We start from the raw sequence: 14,656 nt of genomic DNA, 5'->3' as shown, positions 1-14,656 counted from the left end.
GGATCTCACATCAGTTTCCGCTCGTACCGGGGTCCTTGAGCCCGATCGTGGCGTAGTCGAGCTGGCCGCCGAAGGACGTGTGCCCGAAGGCGCCGGCGATGTTGGTGCCGACCAGCAGCGGCATGCGCTCGATGACGGCGGGCGCCGTCGGGGCCTTGGCGAGGATCTCCCCGTCCAGCTGCCGCCACGCCGTGTCGGCCTGCGCGGCGTCGGTCATGCCGGCGATCTCGTCCATCCGCTTCATCGTCGGCTCGTCACGGAAGAGCGAGTGATTGCCGGAGTTCCCCTTCTCCTTGATGTAGCGGCCGTCGAAGAGGAAGGGGAGGAAGGTGGAGCCGGAGGGATAGTCGGGGCACCAGCCGGTGTAGACGAGGTCGCTGCGGTTCTTGGTGTCACCGATGGTGTCGTAGAAGGCCGACGGGTCGACGGCGTCGATCGTGACCTTGATCCCCGCTCGGCCCAGGGACTGCTGGATCGCCTCGGCGACCCCCTTGTCCCCGTTGGAGACGGTGATGGTCGTCGTGAACCCGTCCGGCTTGCCCGCCTCCCGCAGGAGCTGTTTCGCCTTCCCCACGTCACCCGTGGCCGGGATCCCCAGCGTGTCGGGCTGCTTGCCGCCGAAGAGCGAGCCGGGCATGAGCGCGGTGGCGGGGTCGTTGAGGGCAGGGCCCCCCGAGGCGGTCAGCACCGCCTCGCGGTCCAGGGCGTACTGCACGGCCTGCCGGGCCTTGACGTTGTCGAACGGGGCCCGGCCGGTGTGCATCTGCACCATCTCGGTGCAGTTGGTGGACTCGGCCAGCAGCCGCGCCCTGACGTCGGCCTTGGTGAGCACCTTAGGGGCGCTCTCCGGTCGGAGCTTGCCCCAGGAGACCGCGGAGGCGTCCACGCCGTCCGAGGCGATGAGCCGGTCGTCGATCTGGTTGGCCCTCAGCCCCATCACCACGACCAGTTTGTCCGGGTACGCCTTGCGTACGGTGTCCGTCGCCGGGTCCCAGTGGGGGTTGCGTACCAGCACCAGCCGCTTGTCCCGGTCGTACGACTCGATCTTGTACGGGCCCGATGAGAACGGGCGGCTGTCGTACTGGGGGCCCTTGTCCTGGACCCGGGGCACCGGGGCGAAAGTGGGCAGGACGGTGGAGTTGGGGAACTCCGCGAAGGGCTTGCGGAGTTCAAAGACGATCGTGTGGTCGTCGGGGGTTTTGACGGAGTCGAGGTGCTGCCCCTGGGCGGGGCCCCGGTAGCCCTCGGCGCCGGCCAGGTAGCGGGCGGCGTAGTCCGGGCCGCCAGGCAGGTCGGGGGAGAAGGACCGCTCCACGTTGTACTTGACGTCCTGCGCGGTGATCGGGGTGCCGTCCTCGTACGTGAGGCCCTTCTTGAGCTTGAACGTCCAGGTCCTGGCGCCGTTGGAGGAGACTCCGAGGTCCTCGGCGAGGTCGGGGGCCAGCTCTCCGCCCTTGGCGCCCGGTTCCGCCTTGTACGTCACCAGGGTGCGGTAGAGCAGCCGAGTGCCGAAGTCCACGTCGCCGATCACCCAGTTGCGCGCCGGGTCGAGGTGGGTGAAGTCCTGGTTGGACAGGACGGTCAGCGTGCCGCCCTTCTGCGGAGTGCCGCCGACTGCGGCCCCCGCGTTGGCGAGTGCGGGGTTCTTCGAGTCCTTGTCCTGCCGGCTGTTACCAGAGTGGGTGCCGTTGGAACAGCCGGCCATGCCGAGTGTGACGGTCGCCGCCAAGGCCGTGGCAACGGCGTGGAGAGTGCGCTTGTTCATCAGTGGTCACTCCGTGAACAGTCGGGCAGCCCAGGAGGCTGGAATGTGACCGATAACATAGTTATGTGAAATGGCACCCACAATTGTCGCGTCTCCATAGCGCGGAGTTATGGGTAAGTGGGGGCTCCACGGCCACCGGTGGCCGCGTCACGCTGTCGTGCAATGTCACATGTCTCCATGCGGCCTTGCGGGCCGCGAAAGGGCCCCATGAACCCTGCGTACGCGACCGCCGACCATGTCTTCACCGTCCCCCTGGACCACGCGGCCCCGCACGGTCCGACCATCCAGATCTTTGCCCGGGAGGTCACCGACGCGCGCCAAGCAGGTCGGCAACTGCCCTGGCTGCTCTATCTGCAGGGCGGACCCGGCGGCAAGTCACCCCGCCCGTCGGCAGGTTCGCCCGGCTGGCTGCCCGAGGCCCTCAAGACCCACCGAGTCCTCCTCCTCGATCAGCGCGGCACGGGCCGTTCCACCCCCGTCACCGCCCGCACGGCCTCACGCTTCGCCTCACCGGCCGGGCTGGCCGACCATCTCGGGCACTTCCGCGCCGACTCGATCGTCGCGGACGCCGAACTGATCCGCCGGCAGCTGTGCGGCGACCAGTCCTGGGAGACCCTCGGCCAGAGCTACGGCGGCTTCGTCACCCTCACCTATCTCTCCCAGGCGCCCGAAGGGCTGCGGGCCTGCTACGTGACGGGCGGCCTGCCAGGTATCTCGGCCACCGCCGAAGACGTCTACGCCCGTACCTACCCCCGGGTGCGGGACCGCGTCCTCGACTTCTACGCCCGCTACCCTGACGACGCCGACCGGCTGCGCGAGATCGCCCGCCTCCTGGCCGCCACCGATGTGCGCCTGCCCGACGGAGACCGGCTCACCCCCCACCGCATGCGTACGCTCGGCCTCGCCCTCGGCATGGGCGACGGCTTCGAACGCATCCACTGGCTGCTCGACGAATCCCTCGACGCGGAAGCGAAGCCGACCGATACGTTCCTGCACCAGGTGATGACGCTGACCGGCTTCACCGACAACCCGCTCTTCGCCGTCATGCAGGAGACCCTGTACGGCCAGGGTGCGGGGCCGACCGGCTGGGCGGCGTCCCGGGCCATGGCGGCGTTCCCCGAGTTCGCCGACGACGCCGACCCCCTCCTGCTCACCGGAGAAATGATCTACCCCTGGATGTTCCGCGAGATCAAGGGCCTGCGCCCCTTCGCCGACGCGGCCGATGTGCTCGCCGAACGCTCGGAATGGCCACCGCTGTACGACCCGCACCGCCTCGCCGCCAACCGGGTCCCGCTCGCCGCCCTCGTCTACCACGACGACATGTACGTGGACGCCGGGCTCTCCCTGCGTACCGCGCGCGAGGTCGGTGCCACCCGGGTATGGGTCACCAACGAATGGGAGCACGACGGCGTCACTGCCTCCGGCGGCCGCGTGCTGTCCCGTCTGATGGACATGGCCGCGGGTCGCGCGTAGCCCCCAGTACCTCCGAGCAGCACTCCTCGTACCCCCTCGCCCCCTCAACCTGCCTCCGACGGGAGAGACATGATCACCCCGCCCCGCCGCCTGCGGCCCCTCGCCGCGGCAGTCGCCCTCACCTCCTGCCTGTCCGCCCCCGCAGCGGCGGCCACCGCCAGCTCGCCGCCCTCCGCCGCCGGCTGCGCCCTCCCCGGCCGGACCGGCTGGACGGACGAGGGCCACGACACCGACCGGACCCAGTTCCAGCCCGCCACCGGGACCCGCCGCGTCCTCACGCTGTTCGTGGACTTCCCCGACGCCCCGGCCACCGACTCCACCGAGCCGTACGCCGCTCACCTCGCCCCGGCCGCCGACTGGATGGGCCGCGCCAGCTACGGCCGTCTGCGACTGGAGAACACCCCGCTGCACCGCTGGATCCGGATGCCCGCAGACTCCACCTCCTACGGCTTCGCGCGTGGCCTCACCTTCGAGGCCCACGAGAAGTACGTCCGCGACGCGATCACGGCCGCCGACCCGTACGCGGACTTCTCCCGCTACGACATGGTCTACGTCGTCCCCGCCAAGGCGGCGACCGCCATCCCCTTCTCCCCGACCTACCTCTACGACCCGGCCGCGCCCGGCATCACCGCCGACGGCACCCGCCTGAAGTGGGCCGTCACCTTCGGCCAGGACATGTGGCGCTGGGGCCACAAGGTCGCAGCCCACGAGACCGCCCACACCTTCGGTCTGCCTGACCTGTACTCCTTCACTGGCGCCACCCACCAATACGTGGGCGGCTGGGACCTCATGGGCAACATCGCCGGCCACGCCCCGCAGTACCTCGGCTGGCACTCCTGGAAGCTCGGCTGGACCCGCGACGATCAGGTCGCGTGCCTGCCCGCGTCCGGTCGCCGAACGGTGCGGCTGACCCCGGTGGAACGGCCCGGCGGAACCCAGATCGCCGTGCTGCGCACCGGTGAGACGACGGCATACGTAGCGGAATCCCGCCGTGCCGAGGGCAATGACGCGGCCGCCTGCTCCACCGGCGTCCTCATATACAAGGTCGACTCCGCCGCCCGCACCGGCGAGGGCCCGGTCCGGATCATGAATGCAACCCCGGCCACGACCCCGCTCACCGGGTGCACACCGCTGGACCTGGCCGCGTACGCACCCGGACAGAGTTTCACCGACCCCGCGACCGGCGTGCGCATCGACGTCCTCGCGGGCGGACGGACGGGAGACACGGTGCGGCTGAGCAAGGAGTGACTCCGCTCCGGGTGGGCCGCCGTCCACCTGATTCCGATGACCCATCATGTCGAGTTTGTCGCGATCCTTGAGCCGATCGCAAAGGGCGTCTGACCCGCAGTTCTGTCATAGCCCGCGAGGGCGGGGCCCGGAGTGCCGTTCGGGGGTCAGCTGGACAGTTCCTTGGCCTGGCGGGCGATGCGGCGGGCGGCCCAGGCCAGGACGGCGGCGGAGCGGGCGGCCAGCCACAGGGTGTCCCCGTCCGGGCCTGCGGCCGGGTGGTACGCCATGTGCCACAGGTAGGGCGCCGTCACGAACCCCGCGGCCAGCGCGGGAGCCAGCCGCCACAGGACGAACGGGACGGCCGCGTACCAGTCGAGGGACAGGGCCAGCAGGTCGTAGCGGGGCGCCCCCCGGTAGGCGCCCACCAAGGTGGTGCCGACCAGCGCGGGACCCGCGAGCAGCAGCGCCGTGGCGTACGCACCGAGCGGTCCCGCGGGCGGTCCGGACCACAGGGCCGCGGCCCAGCCGACACCGCCGGCGGCCCACAGGAACGCGACCGGTACCGCCAGGTGGGAGAGGGCCAGGGCGCCGGGCGACAGCGGCAGCAGCAGGGCGCGGCGCGGCCGGTCCGTGTCCTGGTAGGCGGGCTCGGCCAGGGCGACCGCCGCGAGGTACGGCGGTACGACGAGGAGCAGGCCCACGAACGCCGCCTTCAGGGGGCCGACCGCATCGTGGCCCGGTTCCGTCAACCAGTCGGCCACCACGCGGAACTGGGCGAACCCGGCGACCAGGGCGGCGCAGGCCAGGACCGGCCGCCAGGGGTGGCGCAGCAGGACGACGGCGTCCCGCCACAGCGGTACCGCCCACCGGGAGCTCGGCATGGGGATCCGGGCCGTCCGCCGGCGCCGCCCGCCGGTCGACTGCAGGACGAGGGTCAGCGCGCGCAGGTCCAGCAGCGTCGCGCCCCGGGTGACCTCCCGCCCGGTGCGGGCCCGGGCGAGGAGCGCGTCCGTCGGGATGCCGGCCACGGCCCGGAACGCCCCCCAGAGGGCGCCCGCCGCACACGCGGCGAGGCAGGCCGGCGCCGCAGCCCAGGCCAGGGGTGAGCCGTGCCCGGCCGCCGTGGCGACGGCCGCGCCCGCCCAGCCCCAGGGGCCGGACCAGGCCGCGGCCCCGGTCACCTCGGGCACCGAGGCTCCGCAGGCGAGCACGGTCGCTCCGGCCACTGCCAGACCGCCACCGAGCAGCCGGACCCGGCCCGCCAGGGCGGGGCGGGCCTCGGCCACGGTGCCCAGTCCGACCGCGAGGCAGGCCAGCGCCAGGTGGGCGAGGAGCGCGACGGGGAGGACCTCGTACCGCCGCTCGCCCTCCAGGGCCAGGGCGAGCGCGGCGGACAGTGCACCGGTGGGCAGGGCCGCCGTGCAGGCGACCGCCACGGCCCGCACCAGCCGGGGGCGCAGCAGCCGCCCCCGGTCGCCCGGCAGCGGCAGGAGCCAGGTGATCTCGGCGGGGCTGAGCAGTACCGGCCCCAGCCGCACACACAGGAGGATCTGGCCGGCGAACAGCAGCAGCGTGGTGCCGACCACCCCGGCGCGGGCTGCCGGCCCGCCGGTCCATCCCAGTCCCTGGCCGATGCCCGGTGCCGCCTGGACCAGGCCCGCGAGCACCACCAGTGCGGAGACGGCCGCGCACACCCAGGTCCACACGTCGTCGAACCGGGGCCGGCCGGCCCCGCGTTCCCGCCGGGCCCGCGCCGCGGTGGCCACGGCCGTGGCCGTGGCGTCCCGGCCCTCGGCGGAGCGTTCGGTGGTCACCGCCACGGTGACCCCTCCGCGGCGCCGGTCACCTCGGCGGGGGTGCCCAGGGCGGCCGCCCGGCCCCGGTCCAGGAGCAGCACCCGGTCGGCGGCCTCCTCGACCGTGGCGCGGTCGTGCGAGGCCAGCAGTACGGCCGTGCCGGCGGCCTTCGCCGCCCGCAGCGCGGAGGCCAGCCTGCGCCGGGCGGCGGTGTCCAGGCGCTGCTCGGGCTCGTCCACGACGATCAGGCGGGCCGGACGGACCAGTACCGAGGCGAGCAGCAGCATCTGGCGCTGTCCCGCCGACAGGGCATCGGGGAAGGCGTCGCCGCGGTGGTCCAGGCCGAGTTCGGCCAGCACCCGGTCGGTGGCGGTGTCGGCCCGGGAGCCCAGGCCGTGGGCGGTGGCGACCATCCGTATGTGCTCCGCGACGGTGAGGTCGGGAAAGCACTCGGCGCCGTCGAGGAGCAGCCCGACGTCCCGCCGGAAGGCGGGGTCCGCCTCGCGCGGCGCGGCCCCCGTGAAGCGGACCTCGCCCCGGTCCGGCTGCTGTCGGCCGACGCAGACGCGCAACAGGGTCGACTTGCCCGAGCCGTTGGCGCCGGCGAGAGCCAGACAACCGCCGGGCTCCAGGGCCAGGGAGACGTCGGCCAGGACGGTCTCTTCGGCGTAGGCGACGTGGATGTCCCGCGCGTACAGCAGGGCGGGGTTCCGGGAGGTGTCCTCGGCGGCGTCAGTCACACCCGTCCCCCTTCGCGGCCGGCACCGGCCGTGGCCCGCAGCAGCAGGGCAGCGGCCTTCGCCAAAGTGTATTCATCATGCACGAATATACCCATGCGATTGAGGGTCATATGGGTGTGGGAGATCAGCAAACCGGAGCGGGCCGAGGCGCCGGCCGGGCCGTCGGCTCCGGCCGGCGCGGTCGAGTCGAGGGACAGGAGGGCGGCCAGCGCCTCGGCCCACGGCGACACCGCCGAGGCCCGTGCGGTGAGCGCCGAGGCGCTCACCCGCCCGCGCGACAGCAGGAGTTCGGCCCAGCCGGCGGCCTGCTGCGCCAGCAATGCCGTGGGGAAAACCTCCTGCCGGGCGGACCGGGACCAACCGCTCCATCGGCGTGGGCCCCCAACTGAACCGGTACGGGATCGGATTCACCGCCGCCGTCCGGCAGCCCGCCCCCCTGCGGCGCCCCGGCACCGGCCGACGCCGCGGCCTTGAGGAGGACTTCGATGCCCAGCAGCCGCAGCCGCAGCCGCAGCCTCAGCCCGTCCGGCCCGGACCCGGCGGCACGCAGGGCCAGTTCGCTGGAGAGCATGAAGACCTCCTCGGTCGCCTCCAGCGCCGCCCCGGTGCCGTAGCGGTCGGTCTCCGCACCGTCGCGGCGAGCCGCCGGTTCACGGTCGGGTCGGAGGCGACCGAGGCCACGCGTGGACGCCGAACCGGGCGACGGCAGTGAGTTCGGTCAGTTCCCGGGCTCGGCGCAGTATCACCTTGCGGGGGCGGGGGTGCGTCAGGCGAGGGTCAGGGGGAGGGCGGTCAGGCCGCGGGTGAGGCGGGTCCGGCGCCAGGTCAGGGATTCTGCGGGGACGGCCAGGCGGGTGTCCGGGAAGCGGGTCACCAGGGTGCGCAGGGCGATCTCCGCCTCGGCGCGGGCCAGGGGGGCGCCCGCGCAGCGGTGGATGCCGTGGCCGAAGGAGAGGTGGCCGCCGGCGTCGCGGTCGAGGTCCAGGTGATTGGGGTCGGGGAAGGCAGAGGGGTCGCGGTTCGCGGCCCCGGGGGCGATGAGCACCGGGAAGCCGGCCGGGATGTCGAAACCTCCGATGCGCAGGTCCTCCGTGCTGTGACGGAAGGTGGCCACGCTCACCGGGGAGTCGAAGCGGAGCAGTTCGTCGAGGGCGCCCGGGATCCGGTCCGGGTCCCGGCGCAGGCGGTCGAGCGCTTCCGGGTGCCGGAGCAGGGCCAGGACGGCGTTGCCGATGAACTGGGTCGTGGTCTCGTGCCCGGCGACCAGGAGGAGGGCGGCCAGGGAGACGGTCTCGTCCCGGTCGAGGCCGCCCTCGTCGCAGTCGCGCAGGAGGGAGTGGAGCGGGCCGTCGCCGGGCGTGGTGCGGGCCGTGCCGATCAGGTGGGTGAGGTAGTCGCCGATGTGGTGTGACGCGGCGTCGACGCGGTCGGTGTCGGTCGCGTCGAAGAGGTCGTGGGACCGGGCGGCGAGGGTGGCACGGTCGGCCTCGGGGACGCCCAGCAGTTCGCAGACGACGGTGACCGGCAGGGGGACCGCCAGGTCCGCCACCAGGTCGATGTCCGCGCCGGGCCGCCACGCGGCCGTGAGGTCGTCCACGACCCGGGTGATGAACGGGCGCAGTTCCCGGACCCGGCCGGTCGTGAACAGCCGGGTCACCACCCGCCGGTGGCGGGTGTGCGCGGGCGGGTCGCTCGCCAGCATGTTGCGGGAGATCGCCGGGTGCAGGTCGCGGTCCGAGGGCCGGCCGGCGAAGAAGCGGGCCGTGTCCTTGGACAGGCGGGGGTCGGTGAACGCCTCGCGGGCCTCGGGGTGACCGGTGATCAGGTACGCCTGGTGTCCGCCGGAGCCGGTGGGGACGCGTCGGACCGGGCAGCCTTCGCGCAGCCGGTCGTACGTGGGGTAGGGGTCGGCGAAGAAGCGCGGGTCGCGCAGGGGGTCCTGCCGCGGGGCGGTCATGAGGCCACGCCCGCGTTCTCGGGTGCCGGGCGGCGCGCGTAGGCGTCCGCCACGAGCAGCAGCCACGCGGTCTCCGCCGGGAGATCGCCCTTGCGGGAGCGGGTGCCGGCGGCGGGCGGGGCCTCGTCGCCGTCGAGGAGGAGTCCGGCGCGCTTCGCGCCGACGGCCGCGGCGATGACCGCCGCCTCCACCTCGGCGTCGCCCTCGGGGGTGTCCGCCGTGCCCCGGCGGGCGACCTCGGCGGCGGCGTCGTCCCGTACCGACGCGCGACGGTACGGGCGCAGGGCCAGCACGCAGTCGTTGATCTCGATGACCCGGCGGTGGAGGTGGAAGTCGAGGTCATGGGTGTCGGCCTCGGTGCGGCCCGGGTCGAGCACGACCTCGGGGACCGCCGAGGTGACCTCCCGCCACAGGGGTTCCAGTGCGGTGAACGAGTTCCGTTCCCAGCGACGGCGGCGCAGCTGGCTGAGCGGCCACAGCAGGGCGGGGAGGGTGAGTCCGGCGGTGATGAGGAGAACGGCGACGGCGGGCGCGGTCACGCTGAACGTGCAGCGGAAGGGGGTCAGCGGGCTCGAGCACCGGGCGTGGTCGGGTACGAGCCCCAGGCCGAGGCCGATGGAGACCAGGGCGAAGAGCTTGTACGCGGCGTAGACGAGGGCGAAGCCACAGCCGATCGAGGTCGTGCGCAGGCCCCAGCGCTGACTGCGGCGGGCCGAGCGCTTGGACTGGGCCCAGGTCTGCAGCAGGAAGTCCTTGGCCGTGTACCCCAGGTAGGAGATGTAGATGAGCACGTAGCACGCGTACAACACCGGGCTTCGTCCCGTGAGTTGTTCGGCGGTGAAGAAGACGGTCATGCCGGCGACGCAGACCGCGAGGGCGATGACGCGCAGTCGGATCTGCCGGCGGGCCCGTTCGCGGTCCAGATTGAGCTGGAAGAGGAAGGCGAGGACCGAGGTGGCCGCCGTCAGGGTGAAGGTGTTGCTGAGGAGCCGGGCGACGTGCGGGACCTCCGATTCGACCGCGCGCTCCACGGCGGGGGCGTAGGAGGCGAAGGCGAGGGCGAACGAGGTCAGGAGCGCCGCGATCGCCCAGGTGCCCGTGGGGCGGTGTCCGCCGCGCCCTCGTACCCAGTAGGCGGCGAAGCACAGCAGTACGACGGCCGTGCCCGTGAAGAGCATGTTGATCATTTCCGGTGGCGTTTCTTCCTGTGTGGCTCGGCGAACAGAGCGTCCCAGCTCTCGGCGCCGCTGGCGGGCCGGCTCGACGGGCTTTCGCGTCCCCGGTACATGAGCTGGCGGATCACGCTGGCCATCACCTCGGCCTCGCGTTCGTCCTCGCTGGTGTAGCTGGTCCGGCCGGACATGCGCTGGACGAGGGTGGGGTTGAACCCGATCGCGCGCAGGGTGTCCTGGTCCAGTTCCAGGCTGCCGGGATGGTCGCAGATGATGTGGCTGATCTCGTGGGCGAGGATGTGGTTCTGGTGGAGGGGGGAGGTGGCCTCCTCGTAGAACAACAGGTCGGCGTCCGCGGTCTCCAGGCGGATGCCGCACGGGGCGTCCGTGGCGCCCAGGGTGCTCAGGGGGCGCAGGATGATGGGGCGTCCGCGCTGTTCGGCCACGGCGTCGCGCAGGTCGCGGGTGCTGAAGCGGTGCGGGAGCTGAAGTGCCTCGACGCGCGCCTCACATGAGGCGCGAAGCTGCTCAAGGTCCATGTTCTCACTCTGGTGACGCCGGGCGGGGGCGGTCGGCCGGGGCGGACCTCTCCCTGGAAGCCCGGTACGCGCGCGCCCCAATGCTGACATGTCCGCGACGCCGATTCGAGGGCGGGGTGGCGTCGCGGTCGGGCCGTGCGGCCGGGGATGCGGGCTTGTGCCGGGAAACGCCTGATGCCCCCCTGGCGATGAGCGGCCACAGGGGGGTGTCGTGTCGTGTCGGGCGGGGACCGGGTGATCGCCGCCCGGCGCGCGGTTCAGTCGTCCAGGTCGAGGTCCTGGGAGGGGTCGTCGGTGGTGAGCCCTTCGAGCTTCCGGGCCTGTTCGATCACCGTGGACAGCATCTTCAGGCTGTCGACGCTCAGTCCGTTGGCGCGCAGGGCCACCTTGCGGACGTCCTGATCACGCATGGCGGCGAGAAGGCCGATCTCGGCCCTGGTGCGTTCGGCCGCCGCGCTGTCGACGAAGTAGCCCGCCGGGACGCCGAAGAAGTCGGCCAGCGCCTTGATGGTGTGCCGTGTCGGGTTCCGCTTGGCGCCGGTGCGCAGTTGCTGGATGGCGCTCGCCGTCACCCCGCGCCCCTCGCCGGTCGCGGCCTTGCGGATTCCCTCGGCGACCTCCGCGTAGGTGTAGGGCCCCCGGGAAGGGGGGTGCACCTCGCGGAAGAGGTGGTCCAGGAGCTGGGCGAAGGTGGGCGACTGGTCATCCTCCACGTATACGACCTCCTTGGCGTGATGCCGAGTCTTTGCCCACCACAGTGTTTCTCGAAGCCCAACGGGCCGGCCCCGGCAACACTTTGGTTGACGCCGGACAGTCACTCTGGTGTACGTTACCAATGCTTCGTCACCACTGGAGTGTCGACGGGGGTGGTGGTGGCGGCACCGGGCGGGCCGGGGCTGAGCTTCACGGGGGTGAGCTCGGCCGACGGCCCGGAGCCGGTGCCGGCCGGCCGCGATCCTGTGCCGTCAGCGCCGGTGCGGACGGATCGGCCGGGAGGGGGAGTCGGGGCCCCGCGCCGTTGCGAGGCCGGACGACCGGAGGGTGGGCGGATGCCTCAGTGCCGCTGGGGTCCCTCGGGGTAGCGGGCGCCGATCTGTTCGCTCGCCTTGGGGCCACGGACGAAGGCGTGGCCGACCGTATCCATCGGACGGCCGGTGAGCCGGTCCGCCACGACCGGGTCCGCAGGCAGGCCCGTCGTGACGTCGTCTCCGGCCTCGGGCGTGTGCGTCAAGGAGTTGCAGCCGCAGGCAGGCCGTACGAGGGCTACGCCTGCCCCCGGCGCATCGGCCCGGCGGGCAGCCGAAAGGCCGCGGTCACCTCACGCGGTGCCGGCTGCGGCCGGGTCCGCGGTCATCGCGTCGCGCAGGCTCTTCGGTCGCAGGTCGGTCCAGTTCGCCTCGATGTGTTCCAGGCACTGCCGGCGGCTCTCCTCGCCGAACACGATGCGCCAGCCGGCCGGGATCCCGGCGAACGCCGGCCACAGCGAGTGCTGTTCCTCGTCGTTCACCAGGACGTAGAACCGGCCGTCGGCGTCGTCGAACGGGTTGCTGCTCATGAATGCACTCCAATTCAAGCCGTTCACGGTGCGGTTCCCGTCCGGGAATCGCACCGTCATCCGTCGGTGGGGATGGAGCCGGCGTGACCGCCGTGCCCGATCATGACATCCTTCGAGCGCCCCGGGGAGGCCGTTCGCGCGGATGATGTGTCCCGTGTGGGCGGTCAACACGCCTTCTCCGCCATTCGGTTGACGCCGCAGCGGTGCCGACGGCACTAAGGGAGCGGGAGGGCGATCAGCTTCTTCTCCTCGCGGAGGTAGAGCCGCTTGCCGTCCGGATCCGGCGTCAGGGCGTAGGCGCTCGTCCTGTAGTGCCAGACCGGGGCCTGGGTGCGGATGCGGACGGCTCGCAGGCCCGTCGCGTCCATGGTGTAGATGTGGCTCGGGGTGACCACAGGGGCGATGTCGCGATTCGGTTTCGTGCCCTCGGGCAGGGTGTCCGTCCACTGCAAGGTGCCGAAGACGGCGCTGATGGCGACGACGGCGCGCGTGCCCTCCACGGCGTAGACGACCCCGTCGCGGACGGCCGGCATGCCGTACCGGCGCCGGGCTCCCACCTCGCCCGCGTCACGGTCCGCGCCGAAGACCCAGACGGACCCGCCGTCGCTGAGCCGCAGCGCGTGCACCGCCTTGGCGCCGATGTACACGCGGTCGTCATCCGTGGCCGGCCGGCCCGGCGCGGCGCCGGGTGCTTCCACCGACGCGTTCCAGCGCTCGGCGCCGCTGCCGGCGTCGTGCACGGACACCCGCAGGGCGCCGCTCGTCTCGGCGTGCTGCCACAGCAGAATGCCGCCGCGTACGGCCTTGACGCCGATGGGGGTCGGGCGTCCCAACTGCACCTGCTCCTCGGTGGGGGCCACCGCCGGCTGCCGCCACAGTTCCTTGCCGGTCTTCAGGCCCGCGGCCACCACGGACCACTGGTCGCTCCCGGCCGCCTTGGCGTAGAGGAACACGGTGTTGTCCGCCACACCGAGGATCTGGTTGAGCGTGTTCGTACCGTCGTACGCGGGAAGCCGGACGAGCGGCGCCTGCTCCTTGCCGGTGTCCAGGGACAGGGGCACCACCGCGAGGGCCTTGTCAGGGGTGTCCGGCTTCCCGACGGCGTAGAGGACCTTGCCGTCGGTGGCGACGCGCCAGGTGCGCGTGAAGCCCTGGATGTCCCTCAGGTGCTTGCCGTCCTGCTGGAAGATCCCGCTGGTCGTGCGCCCGGTGGCCATGACGAGCATGGCGTTCACCGGCAGCGGGGCACTGCCCACCAAGGGGAGCTCCAGGTCGGCCTTCCACAGCGCGTTCGGCGGTGGCTCCAGGGCCTGCTGCCCGGCGCCCGCGGCGCCGCCCCCGTCCTCGCCGCGGCTGCCGAGCCAGGCCCACAGCCCGCCCCCCGCCGCGAGCGCGACGGCGCCGGCCGCGGCCCCGGATACCGCGAACAGTCTGCGGCGCGACATGCCGGCGCCGTCGTCGACGACGGTGTCCGCCTCCCCTCGGGGGGCCGGCAGCCGGTGCGGCGGCTCCTGCCACACGGCCGCCGCGCGGCGTGCGATGTCCGCGAGCACCGGCTGCGGCAGCCCGTCCGCGAACGGGCCGTCGCCGGGCGCCAGCAGCTCGGCCAGCTCGGCCGTCGTGGGCCGCTGCGCCGGGTCCTTGGACAGGCAGCGGGCGAGTACGGGAGCCAGCGCCGCCGGTACGCCGCTCAGGTCGGGCTCCGCGTACCGCACCCGGTACAGCAGGTCCGCGGCCTGGCCGCCGCCGAAGGGGCCGTGCCCGGACGCCGCGAAGACCAGGACGCCGGCCAGCGCGAACACATCACCGGCGGGGGCGTGTTCGAGACCGCCGGCCTGCTCGGGCGACATGAAGGCGGGTGTGCCGGCCGCCGCTCCGGTGCGGGTCAGCCGTTCGTCGCCGAGGGCGCGTGCGATACCGAAGTCGATGACCTTGGGTCCGGCGGCCGTGACCATGACGTTGGACGGCTTGAGGTCGCGGTGCACCACGTCCGAGCGGTGCAGCTGCCCCAGCGCCCGGGCGAGCTCCGCACCCAGGGCGCGGACGCACGGCTCGGGCAGCGGGCCGGCCAGCCCGACCGCTTCGTCGAGCTGCGGTCCGATGACGTACTCGGTGGCCAGCCACGGGGTCGCCGCCAGGGCGTCCGCGGCGAAGACCCGGGCTCCGTAGCGGTCGCCGATGACCCGGGCCGCGTCCGCCTCCAGCCGGAACCGGGTCCGGAAGGTGGTGTCGGCGGCGATCCGGGCGTGCACGGTCTTGAGCGCGACCGTCCGCCCGGCCGCCGAACGGGCCAGGTAGACCGTGCCCATGCCGCCGCTGCCGAGCCGGGCGAGCAGCCGGAAATCGCCGAGGTGCTGCGGATCATCGTGCGTGAGCGGTGCGAGCGGTGCGCGGGTGGCGCGGGTGGCGAGTGGTGCCGGGACGGACAT

At 73.0% G+C, this 14,656-nt stretch carries 14 protein-coding genes; 2 read left to right on the top strand and 12 right to left on the bottom strand.

Annotated features, from left to right (window positions below; translation table 11 throughout):
* Positions 1–10: 10 nt before the first annotated feature.
* Complete coding sequence (locus tag ACZ573_RS13340) at positions 11–1,765, bottom strand: ABC transporter substrate-binding protein (RefSeq protein ID WP_471303008.1); 1,755 nt, start codon at positions 1,763–1,765, stop codon at positions 11–13.
* 207 nt (positions 1,766–1,972) lie between these two features.
* On the opposite strand from ACZ573_RS13340, the gene ACZ573_RS13335 reads away from it, so the two are divergent.
* Together ACZ573_RS13335 and ACZ573_RS13330 are read left to right on the top strand one after the other, a co-directional pair.
* A complete protein-coding gene (locus ACZ573_RS13335) occupies positions 1,973–3,238 on the top strand; it encodes an alpha/beta fold hydrolase (RefSeq protein WP_471303006.1) in 1,266 nt (421 codons plus the stop codon).
* A 69-nt stretch (positions 3,239–3,307) separates the two neighbouring features.
* Entirely contained in the window at positions 3,308–4,486 is a 1,179-nt protein-coding gene (locus ACZ573_RS13330) for a M6 family metalloprotease domain-containing protein (protein WP_471303004.1), read from the top strand.
* A 146-nt stretch (positions 4,487–4,632) separates the two neighbouring features.
* On the opposite strand, the gene ACZ573_RS13325 is transcribed toward ACZ573_RS13330, so the two are convergent.
* The 11 genes from ACZ573_RS13325 to ACZ573_RS13275 all read right to left on the bottom strand — a co-directional run bounded on the left by ACZ573_RS13325 (position 4,633) and on the right by ACZ573_RS13275 (position 14,656).
* Positions 4,633–6,282 (bottom strand): DUF6297 family protein, encoded by a 1,650-nt coding sequence (locus ACZ573_RS13325; RefSeq protein WP_471303002.1) that lies wholly within the window; start codon positions 6,280–6,282, stop codon positions 4,633–4,635.
* The gene (locus ACZ573_RS13320) at positions 6,279–7,004 is read right to left on the bottom strand and encodes an ABC transporter ATP-binding protein (RefSeq protein ID WP_471303000.1); all 726 of its coding nucleotides are present in this window, start codon (positions 7,002–7,004) and stop codon (positions 6,279–6,281) included. Before ACZ573_RS13320 ends, ACZ573_RS13325 begins: the two co-directional genes overlap by 4 nt.
* Positions 7,001–7,324 (bottom strand): hypothetical protein, encoded by a 324-nt coding sequence (locus ACZ573_RS13315; RefSeq protein WP_471302998.1) that lies wholly within the window; start codon positions 7,322–7,324, stop codon positions 7,001–7,003. The genes ACZ573_RS13320 and ACZ573_RS13315 overlap by 4 nt, the downstream gene beginning before the upstream one ends.
* Positions 7,267–7,575: a hypothetical protein gene (locus ACZ573_RS13310; protein WP_471302996.1), complete on the bottom strand. Its 309-nt coding sequence runs from the start codon at positions 7,573–7,575 to the stop codon at positions 7,267–7,269. The genes ACZ573_RS13315 and ACZ573_RS13310 overlap by 58 nt, the downstream gene beginning before the upstream one ends.
* A gap of 195 nt (positions 7,576–7,770) precedes the next feature.
* Positions 7,771–8,961 (bottom strand): cytochrome P450 family protein, encoded by a 1,191-nt coding sequence (locus tag ACZ573_RS13305; protein WP_471302994.1) that lies wholly within the window; start codon positions 8,959–8,961, stop codon positions 7,771–7,773.
* Positions 8,958–10,148, bottom strand: a complete 1,191-nt coding sequence (locus tag ACZ573_RS13300; protein ID WP_471302992.1) for an MAB_1171c family putative transporter — start codon at positions 10,146–10,148, stop codon at positions 8,958–8,960. Before ACZ573_RS13300 ends, ACZ573_RS13305 begins: the two co-directional genes overlap by 4 nt.
* On the bottom strand, positions 10,145–10,672 hold the full coding sequence (locus ACZ573_RS13295; RefSeq protein ID WP_471302991.1) for a regulator component: 528 nt from the start codon (positions 10,670–10,672) through the stop codon (positions 10,145–10,147). Before ACZ573_RS13295 ends, ACZ573_RS13300 begins: the two co-directional genes overlap by 4 nt.
* Before the next feature lie 257 nt (positions 10,673–10,929).
* On the bottom strand, positions 10,930–11,385 hold the full coding sequence (locus tag ACZ573_RS13290) for a helix-turn-helix domain-containing protein (protein ID WP_471302989.1): 456 nt from the start codon (positions 11,383–11,385) through the stop codon (positions 10,930–10,932).
* 341 nt (positions 11,386–11,726) lie between these two features.
* Positions 11,727–11,903, bottom strand: coding sequence for a hypothetical protein (locus tag ACZ573_RS13285; protein ID WP_471302987.1), 177 nt, complete (start codon positions 11,901–11,903; stop codon positions 11,727–11,729).
* A gap of 87 nt (positions 11,904–11,990) precedes the next feature.
* The gene (locus ACZ573_RS13280) at positions 11,991–12,227 is read right to left on the bottom strand and encodes an MbtH family protein (RefSeq protein WP_471302985.1); all 237 of its coding nucleotides are present in this window, start codon (positions 12,225–12,227) and stop codon (positions 11,991–11,993) included.
* 215 nt (positions 12,228–12,442) lie between these two features.
* The gene (locus ACZ573_RS13275) at positions 12,443–14,656 is read right to left on the bottom strand and encodes a protein kinase domain-containing protein (protein ID WP_471302983.1); all 2,214 of its coding nucleotides are present in this window, start codon (positions 14,654–14,656) and stop codon (positions 12,443–12,445) included.

Source organism: Streptomyces sp. NPDC040545 (assembly GCF_055595065.1).
The sequence above is the reverse complement of the archived record's forward strand: the minus strand, read 5'-3'. Positions and strand labels throughout refer to the sequence as shown.

Excerpts from the sequence above, each read along its gene's own strand:
- ACZ573_RS13330 (WP_471303004.1), top strand. The coding sequence starts at position 3,308 with ATGATCACCCCGCCCCGCCGCCTGCGGCCCCTCGCCGCGGCAGTCGCC.
- ACZ573_RS13295 (WP_471302991.1), bottom strand. The coding sequence starts at position 10,672 with ATGGACCTTGAGCAGCTTCGCGCCTCATGTGAGGCGCGCGTCGAGGCA.
- ACZ573_RS13300 (WP_471302992.1), bottom strand. The coding sequence starts at position 10,148 with ATGATCAACATGCTCTTCACGGGCACGGCCGTCGTACTGCTGTGCTTC.
- ACZ573_RS13310 (WP_471302996.1), bottom strand. The coding sequence starts at position 7,575 with ATGCTCTCCAGCGAACTGGCCCTGCGTGCCGCCGGGTCCGGGCCGGAC.
- ACZ573_RS13275 (WP_471302983.1), bottom strand. The coding sequence starts at position 14,656 with ATGTCCGTCCCGGCACCACTCGCCACCCGCGCCACCCGCGCACCGCTC.
- ACZ573_RS13280 (WP_471302985.1), bottom strand. The coding sequence starts at position 12,227 with ATGAGCAGCAACCCGTTCGACGACGCCGACGGCCGGTTCTACGTCCTG.
- ACZ573_RS13305 (WP_471302994.1), bottom strand. The coding sequence starts at position 8,961 with ATGACCGCCCCGCGGCAGGACCCCCTGCGCGACCCGCGCTTCTTCGCC.
- ACZ573_RS13340 (WP_471303008.1), bottom strand. The coding sequence starts at position 1,765 with ATGAACAAGCGCACTCTCCACGCCGTTGCCACGGCCTTGGCGGCGACC.
- ACZ573_RS13335 (WP_471303006.1), top strand. The coding sequence starts at position 1,973 with ATGAACCCTGCGTACGCGACCGCCGACCATGTCTTCACCGTCCCCCTG.